This is a genomic window from Caulobacter sp. BE254 (genome assembly GCF_031457295.1).
Lineage (GTDB): Bacteria > Pseudomonadota > Alphaproteobacteria > Caulobacterales > Caulobacteraceae > Caulobacter.
On record NZ_JAVDWJ010000006.1, the window covers coordinates 262,515 to 279,823 of the forward strand.

At 69.0% G+C, this 17,309-nt stretch carries 20 protein-coding genes; 11 read left to right on the top strand and 9 right to left on the bottom strand.

The window, feature by feature from the left end; translation table 11 throughout:
* Positions 1–30: 30 nt before the first annotated feature.
* On the bottom strand, positions 31–678 hold the full coding sequence (locus J2X41_RS13545; protein ID WP_310082473.1) for a TetR/AcrR family transcriptional regulator: 648 nt from the start codon (positions 676–678) through the stop codon (positions 31–33).
* Complete coding sequence (locus J2X41_RS13550; protein ID WP_310082474.1) at positions 675–902, bottom strand: hypothetical protein; 228 nt, start codon at positions 900–902, stop codon at positions 675–677. Before J2X41_RS13550 ends, J2X41_RS13545 begins: the two co-directional genes overlap by 4 nt.
* A gap of 343 nt (positions 903–1,245) precedes the next feature.
* Here J2X41_RS13550 and J2X41_RS13555 point away from each other — a divergent pair, with 343 nt between their 5' ends.
* Positions 1,246–1,443, top strand: a complete 198-nt coding sequence (locus J2X41_RS13555; RefSeq protein WP_310082475.1) for a twin transmembrane helix small protein — start codon at positions 1,246–1,248, stop codon at positions 1,441–1,443.
* 227 nt (positions 1,444–1,670) lie between these two features.
* Positions 1,671–2,249 carry a cob(I)yrinic acid a,c-diamide adenosyltransferase gene (locus J2X41_RS13560; RefSeq protein ID WP_310082476.1) on the top strand — a complete coding sequence of 193 codons (579 nt, stop codon included), beginning with the start codon at positions 1,671–1,673 and terminating at the stop codon, positions 2,247–2,249.
* Between the two features lie 45 nt (positions 2,250–2,294).
* Here the strand turns inward: J2X41_RS13560 and J2X41_RS13565 are convergent, their stop codons facing one another.
* Positions 2,295–2,567, bottom strand: coding sequence for a hypothetical protein (locus J2X41_RS13565; RefSeq protein ID WP_310082477.1), 273 nt, complete (start codon positions 2,565–2,567; stop codon positions 2,295–2,297).
* 244 nt (positions 2,568–2,811) lie between these two features.
* Here J2X41_RS13565 and J2X41_RS13570 point away from each other — a divergent pair, with 244 nt between their 5' ends.
* The 3 genes from J2X41_RS13570 (at position 2,812) to J2X41_RS13580 (ending at position 5,092) form a co-directional block, all read left to right on the top strand.
* Positions 2,812–3,558, top strand: coding sequence for an electron transfer flavoprotein subunit beta/FixA family protein (locus tag J2X41_RS13570; RefSeq protein ID WP_310082478.1), 747 nt, complete (start codon positions 2,812–2,814; stop codon positions 3,556–3,558).
* On the top strand, positions 3,558–4,499 hold the full coding sequence (locus J2X41_RS13575; RefSeq protein WP_310082479.1) for an electron transfer flavoprotein subunit alpha/FixB family protein: 942 nt from the start codon (positions 3,558–3,560) through the stop codon (positions 4,497–4,499). The genes J2X41_RS13570 and J2X41_RS13575 overlap by 1 nt, the downstream gene beginning before the upstream one ends.
* A 113-nt stretch (positions 4,500–4,612) precedes the next feature.
* Complete coding sequence (locus J2X41_RS13580; protein WP_310082480.1) at positions 4,613–5,092, top strand: hypothetical protein; 480 nt, start codon at positions 4,613–4,615, stop codon at positions 5,090–5,092.
* Between the two features lie 115 nt (positions 5,093–5,207).
* Here J2X41_RS13580 and J2X41_RS13585 read toward each other — a convergent pair whose 3' ends face one another.
* Positions 5,208–5,339 carry a hypothetical protein gene (locus J2X41_RS13585; protein ID WP_310082481.1) on the bottom strand — a complete coding sequence of 44 codons (132 nt, stop codon included), beginning with the start codon at positions 5,337–5,339 and terminating at the stop codon, positions 5,208–5,210.
* A 128-nt stretch (positions 5,340–5,467) separates the two neighbouring features.
* On the opposite strand from J2X41_RS13585, the gene J2X41_RS13590 reads away from it, so the two are divergent.
* Positions 5,468–6,346: a LysR substrate-binding domain-containing protein gene (locus J2X41_RS13590; protein WP_310082482.1), complete on the top strand. Its 879-nt coding sequence runs from the start codon at positions 5,468–5,470 to the stop codon at positions 6,344–6,346.
* A gap of 151 nt (positions 6,347–6,497) precedes the next feature.
* Here J2X41_RS13590 and J2X41_RS13595 read toward each other — a convergent pair whose 3' ends face one another.
* Complete coding sequence (locus tag J2X41_RS13595; RefSeq protein ID WP_310082483.1) at positions 6,498–6,962, bottom strand: MarR family transcriptional regulator; 465 nt, start codon at positions 6,960–6,962, stop codon at positions 6,498–6,500.
* Between the two features lie 66 nt (positions 6,963–7,028).
* On the opposite strand from J2X41_RS13595, the gene J2X41_RS13600 reads away from it, so the two are divergent.
* Together J2X41_RS13600 and J2X41_RS13605 are read left to right on the top strand one after the other, a co-directional pair.
* Complete coding sequence (locus tag J2X41_RS13600; RefSeq protein WP_310082484.1) at positions 7,029–8,570, top strand: FAD-dependent oxidoreductase; 1,542 nt, start codon at positions 7,029–7,031, stop codon at positions 8,568–8,570.
* A gap of 67 nt (positions 8,571–8,637) precedes the next feature.
* On the top strand, positions 8,638–9,363 hold the full coding sequence (locus tag J2X41_RS13605) for an alpha/beta hydrolase (protein WP_310082485.1): 726 nt from the start codon (positions 8,638–8,640) through the stop codon (positions 9,361–9,363).
* 30 nt (positions 9,364–9,393) lie between these two features.
* On the opposite strand, the gene J2X41_RS13610 is transcribed toward J2X41_RS13605, so the two are convergent.
* Both J2X41_RS13610 and J2X41_RS13615 read right to left on the bottom strand, forming a co-directional pair.
* Entirely contained in the window at positions 9,394–12,027 is a 2,634-nt protein-coding gene (locus J2X41_RS13610; protein WP_310082486.1) for a TIM-barrel domain-containing protein, read from the bottom strand.
* Between the two features lie 176 nt (positions 12,028–12,203).
* Positions 12,204–13,592 (bottom strand): glycoside hydrolase family 47 protein, encoded by a 1,389-nt coding sequence (locus J2X41_RS13615; protein ID WP_310082487.1) that lies wholly within the window; start codon positions 13,590–13,592, stop codon positions 12,204–12,206.
* 231 nt (positions 13,593–13,823) lie between these two features.
* Between J2X41_RS13615 and J2X41_RS13620 the strand changes: the two genes are divergently transcribed.
* On the top strand, positions 13,824–14,702 hold the full coding sequence (locus J2X41_RS13620) for a 3-hydroxybutyryl-CoA dehydrogenase (RefSeq protein WP_310082488.1): 879 nt from the start codon (positions 13,824–13,826) through the stop codon (positions 14,700–14,702).
* A 3-nt stretch (positions 14,703–14,705) separates the two neighbouring features.
* Here J2X41_RS13620 and J2X41_RS13625 read toward each other — a convergent pair whose 3' ends face one another.
* Positions 14,706–15,086 (bottom strand): type II toxin-antitoxin system VapC family toxin, encoded by a 381-nt coding sequence (locus tag J2X41_RS13625; RefSeq protein WP_310082489.1) that lies wholly within the window; start codon positions 15,084–15,086, stop codon positions 14,706–14,708.
* Complete coding sequence (locus J2X41_RS13630) at positions 15,070–15,342, bottom strand: hypothetical protein (RefSeq protein ID WP_310082490.1); 273 nt, start codon at positions 15,340–15,342, stop codon at positions 15,070–15,072. Before J2X41_RS13630 ends, J2X41_RS13625 begins: the two co-directional genes overlap by 17 nt.
* 131 nt (positions 15,343–15,473) lie before the next feature.
* On the opposite strand from J2X41_RS13630, the gene J2X41_RS13635 reads away from it, so the two are divergent.
* Positions 15,474–16,154 (top strand): hypothetical protein, encoded by a 681-nt coding sequence (locus J2X41_RS13635; protein ID WP_310082491.1) that lies wholly within the window; start codon positions 15,474–15,476, stop codon positions 16,152–16,154.
* Positions 16,155–16,233: 79 nt separating this feature from the next.
* Positions 16,234–17,232: an alpha/beta fold hydrolase gene (locus J2X41_RS13640; RefSeq protein ID WP_310082492.1), complete on the top strand. Its 999-nt coding sequence runs from the start codon at positions 16,234–16,236 to the stop codon at positions 17,230–17,232.
* Positions 17,233–17,309: the final 77 nt, after the last annotated feature.

Here is a 17,309-nt window from a genome sequence, read left to right on the forward strand (position 1 = left end):
GCAAGAAGCGTCCGCCCCCGGCCGTCTTATTTACGCGCGCGCGCCCGCCAGGATGACTTTCAGTTGATCCGAAAGTCGCGACAGCAGTGCCTCGACCGACCAGGCGTCGAAAATCGCCCGGCGATAGTTGGCGACATACACGTCCCAGATGATCTCGGCGAGCAGCTTAACGTCCGCGTCGCCTTTCAGTTCGCCGCGCTCGACGCCGCGGGTCAGAACGCCGTTCAGCAGGGCGAAGATGTGCTTGAGGTGACCACGGTTGCGGCGCTCGGCGGTTTCCGAGCGGGTCCACGACACCGCGATGCTGGCCTGCAGCAGCGGCAGTTGCTCGACATGGAAGCCGTAGGCCACCGCGAACATGCCGATGACGCCCTCTTCCACCGTGGCGGCGTTGACGCTGGCCTGCTTCATCTGGGCGTAGATGACTTCGTAGTCGGCGGTCAGGATCTCGTCGAACAGCTCGCTCTTGTCCGAGAAGCTGGCGAACACCGCGCCGGTCGACATGCCGGCGGCCTGGGCGATGTCGCGGATGGTCGCGCCTTCATAGCCGCGCTCGGTGAACAGCCGGCGGGCGGCCGACAGGACGCGCTCGCGGGTGCGCTGCTTGGCCAGGGCCCGGCGCGTCAGCTTGACGGGGGCGTCAGTCGGCGACTCGATGTTCAGGGATACAAAGCTCATTCCACGGTCTCCAGGCGAGCAAGCGCGGCTTCGGCGCGCTTCTCGAATTCGATGCAATATTCGTCGACGACGTTGGTCAGGACGTCGGCGTAGCGGCGCGCCAGGGCGCGCCCATCCTGCGCGGCGTCGCGCAGGTCGGTGATCAGTTGGCGGACTTCGGCCATGGCGTCTTCGCGCTCGGACGCGGAGAAGTCGGCGGCGGCGATAGGGGCGCTGCGGGCCATTCTGCTTTCTCCTGCCTCCCCGCTGAAAAAGGGCGCTGACATGACCTGCGGTGAGGAGGTGATCATGTTCAACGAACGCGCACTTGAATTGGAAGGTGGCGCGTTTATCCCGTGCCGCAAGGGTGCGCAACCCAAAAACCGAACCAGAATCGTCTAATGGTAACGTTTACAGGATGTATGGTATCGTTAGCAGTCGGTCACTGCGACAAATGCGCTCAACGAACAGGGTCGACGAATAGCGATATGGAACCCGGGGTGGCGCTCGGGGCCGATCTAGGCTCGGCCCGCGACCGGATTAGGGCGCGCTCTGGCCAAGCCTGAAGCGAGCGCCTAGCTTGCGGCCATGGACCACTTGTTCGACTTCCTGATCCCGATCGTGCTGGGCGCGGTCCTGATCACCCTTTGCGTCGGCATCTACGCCCTGTTCCGGGGCGGCGATTTCGGACGTTCCTATTCCAACAAGCTGATGCGCCTGCGCGTGGCGCTGCAGTTCCTGGCCGTGCTGGTGCTGGTCGCCGCCTTCTGGTGGCGAAGCCACTGAACGCTTGGGAACCCCCACTGAAACGCGACGGCCGTCCTGCTTGCGGGGGTATGAACGGCCGTCGCGCCTAAGCTGCTGAACGCATAAGCTACTGAACGCCTAAGTCTCGGAGCGGCTAGGGGGAAAGCGCTCCGGTAAGGCGAGTAGAGTGCAGCATCGCACCGATAGCGATAGGACAACTTGTCCCAGGACAAGTTGTCATTCGACAGCCTGGAGAGACACCGCCGATGGTGACGCTGAACCGCATCTACACCCGCACCGGCGACAAGGGCCTGACGCGGCTCTCCACCGGCCAGCCGGTCAGCAAGGCTTCGCTGCGGGTCGAGGCCTATGGCGGGGTCGACGAGACCAACGCCTTCATCGGCGTGGCCCGCCAGCACACCAAGGCCGACCCCGAGCTCGACGCCCTGCTCGAGCGCATCCAGAACGACCTGTTCGACCTGGGCGCGGACCTGGCCACCCCCGAGCAGGACGAGAAGCCCGAGTGGGAGCCGCTGCGGGTGGTCGACAGCCAGGTCGAGCGGCTGGAGCGCGAGATCGACGCCATCAACGCGCGGCTCTCGCCCCTGACCTCGTTCGTCCTGCCGGCCGGCAGCCCGGCCGCGGCGGCCCTGCACGTGGCCCGCACGGTCTGCCGCCGGGCCGAGCGCGGCCTGGTCGAGCTGATGACCGTCGAGGGCGAGATCGTCGGCGAGCCGGCCCTGCGCTACCTGAACCGCCTGTCGGACCTGCTGTTCGTCGCCGCCCGCCGGACCAATGACGACGGCGCCGCCGACGTGCTGTGGAAGCCGGGGGCGACGCGGTAGGCTCTCGTTCTTCTCCCCTTGCGAGGGGGAGAGGGAAGAAGAAAGCTACTTCTTCGGCGAATGCTCGGCCCGGGGCCCTTCCATCTTCTTGGGATCGGTGTTGATCGGCGGCACGTTGAGCGGCCGCTGGGTCAGGGTCTCGATCGAGTAGATCTTGGCGCACTTCATCCAGCGCCCGGCCCAGGCGTAGTCCGACCCCCGCGCGACGCAGCGGTCCCGCGGCCAGACGTAGAAATAGTGGAAGCAGAAGACGCTGAGGGTCGCGCCGAGGAACACGGCGAAGAAGATCTTCTGCAGGCGAGGGATGGTGCTCTTCATGGGCCGCCTCATACTGGCCCGCCGCGTGGCTGGCCAGAGGCTAAAGCGCCCGCTCCGCGCGCCGATCGCCGATACGCCTGGTGTGCGGCGCAGCAGACGCGGGGCGCGAACTATCCTACGACTGTTTGAACGTAGCGATCGCGAAAGCATTACGCTTACGTCAGGGGAAACTTGCAAACCTGCGTGGACGCGCTAATTCCGTCGGCGCAGGCAGGAAAAACTAGCCAGGAGGCGGCGTAGACCGATGAAGGTTCTGGTCCCGGTCAAACGGGTTATCGATTACAATGTGAAGGTCCGGGTGAAGCCCGATCAGACCGGCGTCGACCTGGCGAACGTCAAGATGTCGATGAACCCCTTCTGCGAGATCGCGGTCGAGGAAGCCGTCCGCCTGAAGGAAAAGGGCGTCGCGACCGAGGTCGTGATCGTCTCGATCGGCCCGCAGCAGGCGCAGGAAACCATCCGTACGGCCCTGGCCATGGGCGGCGACCGCGGCATCCTGATCACCACCGACGCCGATCCCGAGCCGTTGGCCGTGGCCAAGCTGCTGGCCGCCGTGGTCGCCGAGGAAGCGCCCCAGCTGGTGCTGATGGGCAAGCAGGCCATCGACGGCGACAACAACGCCGTGGGCCAGATGCTGTCGGCCCTGCTGGGCTGGCCGCAGGCCACCTACGCCTCGGCCATCGAGGTGTCGGGCGCGACCGCCAAGGTCACCCGCGAAGTCGACGGGGGCCTGCAGACCCTGGACGTCGACCTGCCGGCCGTCGTCACCGCCGACCTGCGCCTGAACGAGCCGCGCTACGCCTCCTTGCCCAACATCATGAAGGCCAAGAAGAAGGAAATCGCGCAGAAGACCGTCACCGACTACGGCGTCGACGTCGCTCCGCGCCTCAAGGTCGTCAAGGTGGCCGAACCGGCCAAGCGCTCGGCCGGCGTCAAGCTCGAGTCCGCCGCCGACCTCGTTTCCAAGCTCAAAACCGCGGGGGTGCTGTAATGGCCGTTCTCGTCGTCGCCGATAACGACAACGCGCACCTGCGCGATGGCACCCACAAGACTGTCACCGCCGCCCTGAAGCTGTCGGGCGAGGTCGACATCCTGGTCCTGGGCCAGGGCGTGGCCGGCGTCGCCGCCGAGGCCGCCAAGATCGCCGGCGTCCGCAAGGTGCTGGTCTCCGAGAGCCAGGCCTTGGGCCACGGGATCGCCGAGGCGGAAGCCGACGCGGTGCTGGCCCTGGCCGGCGCCTATGACGCCATCCTGGTTCCGGCCACCTCGGGCGGCAAGAACTTCGCCCCGCGCGTCGCCGCCAAGCTGGACGTCGCCCCGATCAGCGACATCGTCGAGGTCGTTTCGGCCGACACCTTCACGCGCCCGATCTATGCCGGCAACGCGCTGGAGACCGTCCAGACCTCGGACGCCAAAAAGGTGATCACCGTGCGTCCCACCGCCTTCGCGGCGGCCGGCGAAGGCGGCTCGGCCCCGGTCGAGACCGTCGGCGGCGTCGACGCCGGCAAGACCCGCTTCGTCAGCGAAGAGATGGTCAAGTCCGACCGTCCCGAACTGGCGGCGGCCAAGATCGTCGTCTCGGGCGGCCGCGCCATGGGCTCGGCCGAGGAGTTCCAGAAGGTCATCGAGCCCCTGGCCGACAAGCTGGGCGCCGCCGTCGGGGCCTCGCGCGCCGCGGTCGACGCCGGCTACGCGCCCAACGACTACCAGGTCGGCCAGACCGGCAAGGTGGTCGCCCCGGCGCTGTACATCGCCATCGGCATCTCGGGCGCCATCCAGCACCTGGCCGGCATGAAGGACAGCAAGATCATCGTCGCGATCAACAAGGACGCCGACGCCCCGATCTTCCAGATCGCCGACTACGGCCTGGTGGCCGACTACAAGTCCGCCGTGCCGGACCTGATGGACGCCCTGACGGCGGCCGGGAAGTAAGGTTTTCGCCTTCGAGCGAAGACAGGAAAGGCCCGGGAGCGATCCCGGGCCTTTTTCTTTGTCGACCAACGATCGTCCTGCTCGCTAGAACGGCGCGAGGATGAGGGAGCCCGATGGCCAAGCCCACGGCAATGCAAATGTACTTTCTGGGCTTGTTCCGGCTCGCGCGGATCTTCGGCGCGATCTTCGCGGTCGGCGCCGTCATGATCTTCGCCAGCAATATTCCAGGGCTGGTGAAGGCTGGCGACGTTGGAGCGTGGGCGATCACCTTTGGAGCCGCGACGGGGTTCCTGATGATCGGAGTGCTCTTGTACATCGGCGCGGGCCGAGCCCGGGACCAGTATCGCGCCTATCTCGCTGACCTAACCGGCACAAACATCTGCCGGATGTGCAAACGTCCGCTTGGCGTCGAAGCGGATCCGCTGTCCAGCGACTGCGGCGGCGATTGCTGGGGCTGCATCGGTTCGATCGAAGCGGATATGGGCTGGGAGCCCTCGGTCGAATCCGTAGAGCGAGAGATCAAGACCGGCCTTCGAAACGCTGACGGCACGGCCAAGCCCCACCAATTCAAAACATTGTCATCCCGGACGTAGGCCCGCGAAGGCGGGCCGAAGATCCGGGACCGCCGGAAGCGCCGAGTTCAGGCGTCGGTCCCGGATCGGCGCGCTGCGCGCTTGTCCGGGATGACAACGCAATGGGATCGAGTAATCACCGCGGGCTGTGGATCGGCACGCTGGCCGCCCAGGGGGTCGCGGCGTCGGGCAGCGGGGCCGACAGTTTGTCGACCGAGGCGAACAGGAAGGACAGCACGGCGACGCCGGAGATCAGAAGCAGTTTCATCGGAGCACCTGTGAGCATGGGTTTCGGCCGCATCGGCCTTACCCCTGCAAGATGCCCTTTCCGTGCGGGCTTTACGAACGATGGTATCTGCGCGAGCTTGTCAGCCAGACTAACAAGCTGAAGTCCCCATGCGCCTGCCGCCGTTCCTGACCCTGACCGCCCTGGAGGCCGCCGCCCGCCACCGCAGCTACAGCCGCGCGGCGCGAGAGCTGTTCGTCACCCACGGCGCGGTCAGCCAGCAGATCCGCAAGCTGGAGGACGAGCTGGGGACCAAGCTGTTCGTGCGCCAGGGCAACGCCATGGTCCCCACCGCCACCGGCCAACGCCTGGCCGACCAGGTGACAGCGGCCTTGGCGACGCTGCGCGCCGGGGTCGACGAGGCCCGGCTGGCGGCGCGCGGGCCGCTGGTGATCAGCAGCGGCGCCGCCTTCGCCAGCCGCTGGCTGGTCACCCGCCTGGAGCGGCTGGCCCGCGAGACCGACGAGCCCGACCTGATCGTCCGCGCCGAGGACCGGGTGGCCGACCTGACCACCGACGGCGTCGACATCGCCCTGCGCTTCGGCATGGGCGCCTGGCCGGGCGTCGAGGCCGTCACCCTGATGATCGAGCGGATCTTCCCGGTCTGCAGCCCCGACTTCCTGATCCGTCACCCGATCCGCGAGCCGCGCGACCTGCTGGACGTCCCCTTGCTGCGCCACGTGGGCCTGCCGTGGTCGATGTGGCTGACGGCCATGGGGGTCGACGAGGCCCCGCGCCAGCAGGGCCTGGGCTTCGAGGACACCGCCCTGATGCTGGACACCGCCGCCCACGGGGTGGGCGTGGCCCTGGCCCGCAGCGGCCTGGCCGAGCGCGACCTGCGCGAGGGCCGCCTGGTCCGCCCGTTCTCCGGCGAGGTGGCGGTCGAGACCGGCAACCACTTCGTCTGGCGGGCCGACAGTCCGAAACTGGCGCGGATCCTGAAGCTGCGCGACTGGTTCCTGGCCGAGACGGCGGAGTTGCGGGGGTAGGTTGGCAGGCCCTCCCCCTGTGGGGGAGGCGATCGCGAAGCGATCGGTGGGGGGAGGATTGGGATCGCCAATCCGGGGAGCAGTCGTCTTCCGATCACTCCCCCTTCCGTCGGCTTCGCCGACACCTCCCCCACAGGGGGAGGAATGGCGCCTACCCCTCCGTCGCCGCGTTCATGCCGTCGGCGAACTTGCGCATCAGCCGCACCAGGTCGTCGAACTCGCCCGGGCTCCAGTCGCTGAACAGCGCCAGCGCCATGCGCCCGCGCGCCGCGTCGACCGCGTCGGTGGCCGTCTTGCCCTGGGGGGTGATCACCGCCTCGCGGACCCGGCGGTCGGCCTGGCTGGCCCGGCGCCGGACCAGGCCCAGTTCCTCCAGCCGCGCCACCTGGCGGCTGACCGTAGTGTGGTCGCGCCCCACCCGCCCGGCCAGGTCGACCACCCCGATCGGCCCCAGCCGCTCGACCAGCACCAGCAGCGGGAACAGGGCGCGCTCCAGCGACAGCCCCGCCTTTTCCAGCATGGCCGCGTCGTTCTCGGGCCGGTTCAGGGCGCTGACGATGTCGATCAGCGACCGGTGCAGCTGCGGCATGGCCTGCAAGATGTGTGTATTTTGCACGTTATTTGTTGACACGTGTCCGGCGACCTCGATATGTGTGCGCAATACACACATATCGAGGCGACCATGAACAAGCAAGCGGCCATCGAGGTCCTGATCTGCGGCGCCGGCGCGGCCGGCCTGACCCTGGCCATCGACCTGGCCCGGCGCGGCGTTTCGCTGCGGCTGGTCGACCGGTTGCCGGCCCCGTTCGCCGGCTCGCGCGGCAAGGGGATCCAGCCCCGCACCCAGGAGGTGTTCGAGGACCTGGGCGTCCTCGACCGCATGGTCGCGGCCGGCGGCCTCTACCCGCCGCAACGGCTGCACCGCGCCGACGGGACCTGCGTCGACAGCCAGGAGATAGCCCTCGCCCCGCCGACCGTCGAGGAGCCCTACCGCATGCCGCTGATGGTCCCGCAGTTCCGCACCGAGGCGGTGCTACGCGAGCGCCTGGCCGAACTGGGCGGCGCGGTCGAGTACGGACGCGAGCTGACGAGCTTTACCCAGGACGTCGAGGGCGTCACGGCCACGGTGGCCGGACCGGAGGGGATCGAGACGATCCGCTGCCGCTACCTGGTGGGCGGCGACGGCGGCCGCTCGTTCGTGCGCCGGGCGCTCGGGATCGGCTTCCCCGGCCAGACCCTGGGCGTGCGGGCCGTCGTCGCCGACCTCGAGCTGGACGGCCTGTCGCGCGACGCCTGGCACCGATCCGCCGAGGGCGAGATGAGCCGGCAGATCAGCTTCTGCCCCCTGCCCCGCACCGGCCTGTTCCAGCTGCAGGCGCCGATCCCGCCGGAAGGCGAAGGGAGCGACATCGACCTGTCCGTAGCCGGCCTGCAGGCCTTCGTCGACGCGCGCTGGCCGACCGGCGGGCTGACGGTGCGAAGCGTCGCCTGGGCCTCGGCCTACGGCATGAACGCCCGCCTGGCCGACCGCTACCGCGTGGGCCGCGTGCTGCTGATGGGCGACGCCGCCCACATCCATCCGCCGACTGGCGGCCAGGGCCTGAACACCAGCCTGCAGGACGCCTACACCCTGGGCTGGAAGCTGGCGGCGGTGCTGGCCGGCGCGCCCGACGCCCTGCTCGACACCTACGAAGAGGAGCGCCGGCCGATCGCCGCCGCCATGCTGGGCCTAGCCACGGACCTGCTGGACAAGGCCGGGCGGGGCGACATGAAGCGCGGCCGCGAGGTGCACCAGCTGGACCTGGGCTACCGGTCCTCGTCCCTGGCCTTGGCCCCGGATGCGAACCGGCCAGACGGCGCCCTGCGCCCCGGCGACCGCGCGCCCGACGGCCTGCTGCGCGGCGCGGCCGGACGTCCCGTACGGCTGTTCGACCTGTTCGCCGGCCCGCACTGGACCCTGATCGCCCGATCCGCCGACCCGGCGCGCCTGCCGCCGCCCCGCCCCGGCCTGCGCGTCCACACGGTCGGGACCGACGGCGCCTTCCAGGATCCGGACGACACGCTGGGCGCGACCTACGGCCTGGCCGACGGCGACCTGGCGCTGGTCCGCCCCGACGGCTACGTCGCGGCGATCCTCGCCGCTGGCGACGGCGCGCGGCTGGAGGCCTATCTGGCCGAGGCAGGCCTGGCTCGGCCCTGGCTTGCCCGCGCTCGAGCCGCTTGATTTTGCGATGGTCCGGCGCGGAATCCTGCGCTAGCGGTCAGGCCCCGAGCATCCCGTGGAGCCCTCGATGCCCTTCGTCACCCACCGCGGCCAGCGCATCCACTACACGGTCGAGGGCGAGGGGCCGCTGGTCGTCCTGCAGCACGGCCTGTTCATGGACGCAGCCAGCTGGACGGCCAACGGCGTGGTCGAGGCCCTGGCCGGCCGTCATCGCGTCGCCTGCGTCGATTCCCTGGGCCATGGCCGGAGCGACAAGCCCGTCGACCCGGCCCTCTACGCCCAGGACCAGCGGGCCGGCGACCTGGCGGCGGTGATCGACGCCCTGGGCGAGCCGAAGGCCGCCGTACTCGGCTATTCGATGGGCGCCTGGATGGCGGTGGGCCTGGCCCGCCATTATCCGGAGAAGGTCTCGCGCCTGGTGGTCGGCGGCTGGGACCTGCTGAACGGCGTTCCCAAGACCCCGAGCGGGCCGCTGACCTTCGACCTGTTCTGGGCCTTCGCCCGCGCCACCGCCCCGGCGCTGGTCGCCTGGGTGACGCCCGAGGTGGGGCCGGCCATGCGCGCCTGTTTCGGGGCCCTGGCCCAGCTGGACGGGGCGCGCGAGGCGGTGCTGGACGGCGACTTCCCGGTGCTGCTGTGGAACGGCGACCAGGACGCCTACGCCCCGCCGATGCGGGCCTTCGCCGCCGCCGAGGGCCTGCCGTTCCTGTCCAGCCCCGGCGGCCACGTGCCGACCATCGAGACCCCGGGGGCGGAGACGATCACGGCGCTGGCGGCGTTCCTGGCGGGGTAGCCGCGGCGTCGCGCCGACCGGCCGCCGTGGTCACGGGAAGGACGCCTTTCCATGGCCGCGCTCCAGGGTCACCGGAGCACGACGCACCTGGCCGGACTCGGGGCCGTGCAGCACGACGTCGAAGCGATCGGACGCATAGGCCGCGTTCGGCCTGCCCGACCGCCGGAGCTCGAGCGTCCGGTCCGCGTCGCGCCAACGGCAGGAGACCATGGCGAAGTCGCCCCGCTCGTAGCCATAGTCGAGGCCGGCGTCCTCGTGCAGCGTCGCCACGCCGTCGGCGCCGGCGAAGACGTGCAGTTCGAGGCGGTTGCGGATGCTCTCGGCGGTGGACTGGGTTATCGGCCCCATCGGGACGACGCCGCCGGCCCGGACGTGCACGGGAATGCGGTCGACGGGGGCTGGAACGACATGGCTGCGGCCGCCCTCGCGCCGCTCGCCCGTCCAGAAGTCGTGCCAGCCGCCCGGCGTCGGCGGCAGATAGACCGGCCACTCGCCGACGCCGGCCTCGAGCACCGGCGCGACGTGCAGCGCCCGGCCGAACATGTAGCTGTGGCTCTCGTCCAGCGCCCGGGCGTCGGCGGGGAAGTCGAACACCAGCGGCCGAAGCAGCGGCGCGCCGGTGCGCCAGGTGTCGGCGGCCATGGAATAGATATAGGGCAGAAGCTTGTAGCGCAGCTCGATATACTGCTTGCCGATCCGCTCGACCTGGTCGCCGTAGCGCCAGATCTCGGTCTTGGTCTGATAGCCGTGCACCCGCTGCAAGGGCAGAAAGGTCGCGTACTGCAGCCAGCGCAGGAACCGCTCGTGATAGGCCGGATCGGTGTACTGGCCGTCACCGGGCCGGAAGAAACCGCCGGCGTCCACGGTCCAATAGGGATAGCCCGCGGCGGCCATGTTGAGGCCCGCCGGAACCTGCCGCTTCAGCGTCTCCCAATCGTTGCCGATATCGCCCGACCAGGTGGCGGCGGCGAACTGCTGCTGCCCGGGAAAGGCCGATCGGGTCAGGATCATCACCCGCTTCTCCGGGAACGCCTTGCGCTGCGTCTCGTAGACCGTGCGCGAGACTTGCAGCGCGTAGGTCATCCGCACGCGCTCGCCCGGGCCGGCGGCCGTGTCGCGGTCGCGCAGGTCGTCGTTCTCCGGCTCGGTCGCGTCCTGCCACCAGGCGTCGATGCCGAGCGAGGTCAGCCGCCGGTTCTGGCTCTCGCCATAGAACGCCGCCGCCTTCGGATTGAAGAAATCGACCCAATCGGTGTTCTGGATGTAGAAACCGCGCGCGGCGATCTCCTGGCCCAGCTCCGCCTTGCGGTCGACCTTGGACCAGACCGACAGCATCAGGCGCAGGTCCATGGCGTGCAGATCGCGCACCAGGCCGGCGGGATCGGGATAGCGCGTCTCGTCGAAGCGCATGGCGTTCCAGCCGTGCTTGCCCCAGTACAGCCAGTCCTGGACCATCACGTCGACGGGGATCTTCCGGTTCCGGAACTCGCGGGCGTTCTCCAGGATCTCGGCCGACGACTCGAACCGCTCGCGGCAGTGGATGTAGCCGTAGGCCCACCGCGGAAACAGCGGGGTCGGCCCGAGGATTTCCCGGTAGCCTTCCATCACCTCGTCGGCGCTGGGGCCGGCGATGACGACATAGTCGATGGCGTCCGCGACGGGCGAGCGCCAGACGGTGGTCGGCGTGACGGGGCCGTAGTGCAGCGTCGGCGCATCCTGGCTGGCGCCGATGACCCGCACGTGGTGTTCGCCGGCCGACAGCTCCAGCCGCAGGCTGGTGGTGGGCGGCAACCACGGATTGGCGAAGTCGCAGACGATCTTGCCGTCGATCTCCAGATAGTACCGCGAGGCCATGGCCTGGCCGACATCGAGCAGCAGCGCATGGGCCCCGCCGGTCGGGACAGAGAAGCGCCCCTCGAACGTCGCCGGGCGTCGGGTGACCTTCGCCCCGCCGGTCGAGGTGGTGACATCGACCTCCTTCGCCTCGGCGGCCGTCTCGACCTTCTCCAGCCGCAGCAGATTTCGGGGCGGGTTCAGCTCCGAAAGGCCGGTGTTGTGCCAGAGCAGGCCATAGCCGCGGCTGGAGAGCACGAAGGGCAGGCTGATCTGGGTGTTCACCTGTGTCAGGCGCCGCGGGAGGCCGCGCAGGTCGAGGGCGCCGTCCTGGAAGCAACCCGTGCCGTAGAGGCGCTCGTCGGGCGGGGAGGCGAAGGCCTGCGACGCCGCGACGGTCGGGTGGCCCCGCACGTCCGACGGCGTGACGGCCCGGCCGCCCGCCGCTTCGTCGAGAAGCGGCCGCCCGGCGCGATCCTGGAAGTGGAGGGTCCCGGCTTCGGCGTCGATCCGGCAGCGGATTTCCGGCAGGGCGAAGAGGGTCGCAGCGGACGACCGGGTGATTTCCGGCCGGCTTGGCTTGGGCCGTCGCTGGACGATTTCCGGCATTCGCATCGGGGGCGAGGACGTCCGGCGGCTGAAGCGGACCCTGACCGCGCGATCGCTGAGCGCGAAGAGTTCAAGCGTTCCGCCATCCATTGGCAGGGTCAGGTCGGCCGCGGCGACCGAGGCCAGGGCGGGCCCGACCGGCACGGCGGCCAGGGCGCTCATGGCGACGCCGGTCTTCAGCAGGACTCGGCGCGTCGCGCCGCCCGATCTTGTTTCGCTCATGTTTCCTCCCGGGGGAGCGCCCCTGGAACGGAAAGCTAGTCGAACGGCGGAAGAGCGACAAACAGGTTTTTGCTCATGAAAATATAATCACTTGTAAAAACAGCGTGACAGCGACCCGCCCCGTCGCCTCCCGTGATCCATGCAGCGCGCGTCGCCCGGCCGTTCCTGCGTCTGGCCTATCCCTTCGCGAACCCGCGCAGCACGTTGGCCTCGGTGCTCAGCTGCAGCTGGGCGTAATCGATGCGCGGCGTGTCGGAGAACAGCAGGTAGTAGTACTTCATCTGCTCGGACCACCAGTAGCCGGGGCAGTTGTCGCCCTGGGTCATCGGCCGGGTGGTGATGTCCTTCAGGGCCGTGTAGCCGAAGGCGGCGCGGCTGGTGGCCTTCATCTGGCGATAGTGGATGGCGGCCAGCTTCCGGTAGCGCTCGTCGCGGTCGCCCAGCCACAGGTTCAGGCAGGCGTCGGGATATTCCGGGCGCAGGCCGGTGGCCTTGCGGCGTGGCTGGGCCGTGGTCACGTCGATCGATTCCGGGATCACCCCGAACCTCTGCTGAAGATAGGTGAACGAGGCCAGGTAGTCGTCGCCCTGGGCCTTGCGCCCGACCTGGCCCAACAGGCCGGCATAGTAGGCGGCCAGCTCGCTCTGGGCCGTGGAGGTCACCGCCCCGGTCTCGAAGTCGACCATCGGGAACCACAGCCGGCCGTCGTAGCGCCGGGCCTGGTGGGCCAACTGGGCGTCGACGCATTCGACCGCCCAGCGCTTGCAGTCGGCGTCGCCAAACAGCTCCCAGGCGTCCCACAGATATTCGTAGAAGCTGTCGGCATAGACGTCGATGCTGGCGTTGCGGCTGGTGAAGTCGCCGGTCGTGGCGTGGATGTTGGCGGCCATCAGGCCGATCTTCGAGCGGCGGTCCAGGGCGTGGCGCATGGCCCGCTTGGCCATGCCGAAATACTTGCGCTCGCCGGTCAGCCGGCTCAGCACCCCGAACTCGGACAGGTAGGTGCCGATCTCGGCCAGGTTGGTCTCCGGGTCGCGGACCGCGCCGGTGCGCAGGTTCACATAGCGCCAGGGCAGGCCGTGGGGCGAGGCCGCGAAGGCCTTGGCCAGGCGGTCGGCCAGGTCGCGGGCCTTGGCCAGCAGCACGGGGTCGCCGCAAGCCAGATGGGCCGACAGCAGGCCGCCGACCAGGCGGATATTGGTCTCGAACACCTGGGCGTCGCCGTCGACATCGAAGTCGAGACTGGTCCTGACCCAGTCGACCCCCGCCTGGAACTCGGCGTCCAGCCCCATGATCCACAGGGTGTCCAGCGCCTCGACCAGCGACAGGCCCAGGTCGTGGCCCTCGACGAAGAACGACGACGACGTGCCGCTGACCGGATTGATCTCGTCCTTGCCCCAGGCCTTGGCGACATAGCCGCGCCAGGCCCACTGGAACTCGGCGCGGACGTCGGCGGCAAGGGCCTTCCAGTCCTCAGGGGCGGTTTCGGCGGCGAAGGCCGGGGCGGCGGCGGCCGAGGCGACCAGGGCCAGGGCGTGACGACGGGAGAGGCGCGCGAGGGTCATGGGTCGCAGCCTATCTCCCCTTGTCGCCCTCCCGGAAGCCTCGCAAGGTCTATCCACGCGCTTTCCGGGACAGCGGCTTGATTTGCAACCCTGACATGGAGCTCGGACCCCGTTTCCGCTGCGTCGCAGCAAAGCCTTGGCGACTGTGGGGTTGCTCGTGCTAGAAAAGCAGGCATGAACTCCGGGCCGGGCGCGTGACGCCTTGCCCCGCCTCGAACAAGGCTTGTCTGAATGACGGATATCAAGACGGTCGGCGTGATCGGCGCCGGCCAGATGGGGTCGGGCATCGCTCATGTCGTCGCCCTGGGCGGCTATGACGTGCGCCTGCACGACGTCTCGCGCGAGCGCATCGAGGCCGGTCTGGCCCTGATCGAGAAGAACCTGGCCCGCCAGGTGCATCGCGGCATCATCGACGAGGCGGCCATGAGCGCGGCCCTGGCGCGGATCACCGCCGCCGAGGACCTGGCCCTGATCGGCGCGACCGACCTGGCCATCGAGGCGGCGACCGAGAACGAGGAGGTCAAGAAGTCGATCTTCCGCGGCCTGCAGCCCCACCTGGGCCCCGACACCCTGCTGGCCTCGAACACCTCGTCGATCTCGATCACCCGCCTGGCCAGCGCCACCGACCGCCCCGAGCGGTTCATCGGCCTGCACTTCATGAACCCGGTCCCGCTGATGAAGCTGGTCGAGATCATCCGCGGCATCGCCACCGACGTGCCGACCTACGAGCGGGCCGTGGCCTTCGCCAAGTCGCTGGGCAAGATCACCTCCAACGCCGAGGACTTCCCGGCCTTCATCGTCAACCGCGTGCTGGTGCCGATGATCAACGAGGCGATCTACACCCTGTACGAGGGCGTGGGCACGGTCGACGCCATCGACACCGCCATGAAGCTCGGCGCCAACCACCCGATGGGCCCGCTGGAGCTGGGCGACTTCATCGGCCTGGACACCGTGCTCAGCATCATGAACGTGCTGCATGAGGGCCTGGCCGACAGCAAGTACCGCCCCTGCCCGCTGCTGGTGAAGTATGTCGAGGCCGGCTGGCTGGGCAAGAAGGCCGGCCGCGGCTTCTACGACTACCGCGGCGAGCACCCGGTCCCGACGCGGTAGGGGCTACCAGAGGGTCGGGACGCCATAGACGACAAGCTGCGGGTCGCGGGTGATCACCGTCGCGTTCTCGACGAGGCCCTGGGCGGCGATCAGGCGATCGAAGGGGTCGCCGTGCTGGCGCGGCAACCGCCCCGCGACCACCGCGTGGCGCGCGTCGACGGGCAACCAGGCGAAATCGAGCCGGCGCACCGCATCCTCGATATCGGCCGGCAGGAGTCCGAGTTCGGCGCTGCGCGATCGCTTGAACTCGATCTCATAGGCGCACGCGACGCTGACCAGCACGTCGTTATCGGTGTCCATCAGCAATGCGGCGAGTCTCGGCGGCAAACGGCGCGACTGAGCCAAGGCCCAGATCAGGGCATGCGTATCAAGCAGCAGCTTCATCGTCGGACGGGAAGATCGGCCCGTCGACCGCCGCCAGGGTTTCGGGATCGGATCCGATGAAAAGACCTTCAGGCAGGTCGAGATTCAGATGATCCCAGACGCCGAGTTGGCGCCGGCGTTTCGCCGGTGTCTTGGTCGGCGTCGCGACCGCCAGCACTTTGCCGTCGCGGACCAACGCGACCTCCTCGCCCGCGTCGATATGGGCGAGCAGTTGATCGCGCGCGCCCGACGCATCGATGTCGACCTGGATCGTCATACGCACAATTTAACATGGAACATATCAAGAACCAAGACCCGTGCGCAAGCTGTTGAGCCTGGGTTCGCCGTCTCGTGTCGCTCAACCAGAAAACCCGTGTTACGCAAGGCTCCGCCTCGGGGGAGCTGGTCTTGCGCAATCTGTATCTCGCCTTCCTGCTGGCGTTCGCCGTCACGATGTTCGGCTTCTGGCCCAGCTTCATCGGCGGGATGGGACCACTGGACCCGATCCGGCTCGCCCACGGCGCCCTGGCCGCCGGCTGGATGGTGCTGCTGGTGGTCCAGAGCTGGCTGATCGGTCACGGCCATAACCGCTTCCACCGCTGGATCGGCCGCGCGTCGCTGGTCATCGCCCCGGCCCTGGTGGTCAGCGCCGCCATCGTCGTCCACGACATGCTGGGCCCCCAGTCCCACTTCGGCGTGCCGCTGCGCCTGACCCTGGCCTGGATCGACGTCTGGTCGCTGGCGCTGTTCAGCCTGCTCTACGGCCTGGCCATCGCCCATCGGCGGACCCTGTTCCTGCACGCGCGGTTCATGGCCTCGACCGTGTTCGTCGCCCTGCCGCCGGCCCTGGGGCGAGCCTATGGCATGAACATCCCGTCGCTGCACGGCCTGGCCGGCGCCCTGCCGCCCAGCTTCTGGACCGTCGAGGCGGTGCTGGTCGGGCTGATCCTCTGGGACGGCTTCAAGGGCCGCTGGCTGACGCCCTGGTGGCTGCCCCTGGGCGTGATGGCGGCCATCCACCTGACCATGTTCCAGGCCCCGACCTGGCCGGGCGTGGTGGCGGCGGCGCGCCTGGCGGGCCTTCCCTAGAATCGCCCGGACAGCCGTCGAGACTCCCCGCCCCCTTCGCGCTACGGTCGAGTCGAGAGGCAGACCGGGAGACGGCGACATGGCCGCGTTCATGATTTCGCTTCGCGCCAAGACCAACGAGGGCAAGATGGGCCCCGCCCGCTACCTGCGGATCGAGGACGACGGCGCCCAGACCACGCTCAGCCCCACCGCCTGGCGCAAGGCGGTGCTGGACAGCTTCGGCGACAAGACCCCGCAGGGCCTGCCCCGGGGCGACCTGCTGTTCTTCGTTCACGGCTTCAACACCAGCTTCAAGGACGCCCTGAAGGGCGACGCCGACAACCGCGCCAAGCTGGCCGCGCACGGCTGGACCGGGGTCTATGTCAGCTACGACTGGCCGTCCCTGGGCGAGACCCTGGGCTACTACGCCGACCGCAGCAACGCCCGGGCCAGCGCCAACGCCCTGATCGACTCGGCGCTGACGATGTTCGTCGGCGCCATCGTGCCCGACTGCCAGGTGCGGGTCAGCCTCATGGCCCATTCGATGGGGGCCTTCGTGGTGCGCCAGGCGTTCAGTTGGGCCTACCAGGACGTCAAGACCAACGCCAAGGCCTGGTCGATCTCGCAGCTGGTGCTGGTGGCCGGCGACGTCTCGCAGGGCAGCCTGTCGGCCGACCAGGACGGCGGCCGCTGGTTCAACAAGTACGCCGGCCGCACGACCACCTATTCGAACCGCTTCGACAGCGTGCTGAAGATCTCGGACCTCAAGAACGGCGAGCCGACGCCGCGGGCCGGCCGGGTGGGCCTGCCGGTCGACGCCCCGGCCTCGTTCTGCGACGTCGACTGCAGCGCCCTGTTCAACAGCCTGGACCTCAGCCTCGCCCAACGACTCAACCCGGCCACGGCCCACTGCTTCTATTTCGACCAGGACGCCTTCTGGCGCGACGCGGTGCTGACCCTGGAGGGCGGCATCGACCGCCACGTGATCCCCACCCGCGCCCTGCTGGGGACGACCGACAACCGCTTCACCCTGAAGACCGAGCCGATCACCGCCGCCGAATACCGCGCGGCGCTGCAGCTGGCCCAGGCGGGGAACTGATCGAGCCCAGGGCATGGGCGGTTCGAGCGCCGCCGCGTCCCTCAACGGTTGTCCTCCTGGAAGCCTCGCAGAGGCTG

Excerpts from the sequence above, each read along its gene's own strand:
- J2X41_RS13560 (WP_310082476.1), top strand. The coding sequence starts at position 1,671 with ATGGTGACGCTGAACCGCATCTACACCCGCACCGGCGACAAGGGCCTG.
- J2X41_RS13545 (WP_310082473.1), bottom strand. The coding sequence starts at position 678 with ATGAGCTTTGTATCCCTGAACATCGAGTCGCCGACTGACGCCCCCGTC.
- J2X41_RS13590 (WP_310082482.1), top strand. The coding sequence starts at position 5,468 with ATGCGCCTGCCGCCGTTCCTGACCCTGACCGCCCTGGAGGCCGCCGCC.
- J2X41_RS13610 (WP_310082486.1), bottom strand. The coding sequence starts at position 12,027 with ATGAGCGAAACAAGATCGGGCGGCGCGACGCGCCGAGTCCTGCTGAAG.
- J2X41_RS13570 (WP_310082478.1), top strand. The coding sequence starts at position 2,812 with ATGAAGGTTCTGGTCCCGGTCAAACGGGTTATCGATTACAATGTGAAG.
- J2X41_RS13615 (WP_310082487.1), bottom strand. The coding sequence starts at position 13,592 with ATGACCCTCGCGCGCCTCTCCCGTCGTCACGCCCTGGCCCTGGTCGCC.
- J2X41_RS13555 (WP_310082475.1), top strand. The coding sequence starts at position 1,246 with ATGGACCACTTGTTCGACTTCCTGATCCCGATCGTGCTGGGCGCGGTC.
- J2X41_RS13575 (WP_310082479.1), top strand. The coding sequence starts at position 3,558 with ATGGCCGTTCTCGTCGTCGCCGATAACGACAACGCGCACCTGCGCGAT.
- J2X41_RS13620 (WP_310082488.1), top strand. The coding sequence starts at position 13,824 with ATGACGGATATCAAGACGGTCGGCGTGATCGGCGCCGGCCAGATGGGG.
- J2X41_RS13605 (WP_310082485.1), top strand. The coding sequence starts at position 8,638 with ATGCCCTTCGTCACCCACCGCGGCCAGCGCATCCACTACACGGTCGAG.
- J2X41_RS13565 (WP_310082477.1), bottom strand. The coding sequence starts at position 2,567 with ATGAAGAGCACCATCCCTCGCCTGCAGAAGATCTTCTTCGCCGTGTTC.
- J2X41_RS13630 (WP_310082490.1), bottom strand. The coding sequence starts at position 15,342 with ATGACGATCCAGGTCGACATCGATGCGTCGGGCGCGCGCGATCAACTG.
- J2X41_RS13625 (WP_310082489.1), bottom strand. The coding sequence starts at position 15,086 with ATGAAGCTGCTGCTTGATACGCATGCCCTGATCTGGGCCTTGGCTCAG.
- J2X41_RS13640 (WP_310082492.1), top strand. The coding sequence starts at position 16,234 with ATGGCCGCGTTCATGATTTCGCTTCGCGCCAAGACCAACGAGGGCAAG.
- J2X41_RS13585 (WP_310082481.1), bottom strand. The coding sequence starts at position 5,339 with ATGAAACTGCTTCTGATCTCCGGCGTCGCCGTGCTGTCCTTCCTGTTC.
- J2X41_RS13550 (WP_310082474.1), bottom strand. The coding sequence starts at position 902 with ATGGCCCGCAGCGCCCCTATCGCCGCCGCCGACTTCTCCGCGTCCGAG.
- J2X41_RS13580 (WP_310082480.1), top strand. The coding sequence starts at position 4,613 with ATGGCCAAGCCCACGGCAATGCAAATGTACTTTCTGGGCTTGTTCCGG.
- J2X41_RS13600 (WP_310082484.1), top strand. The coding sequence starts at position 7,029 with ATGAACAAGCAAGCGGCCATCGAGGTCCTGATCTGCGGCGCCGGCGCG.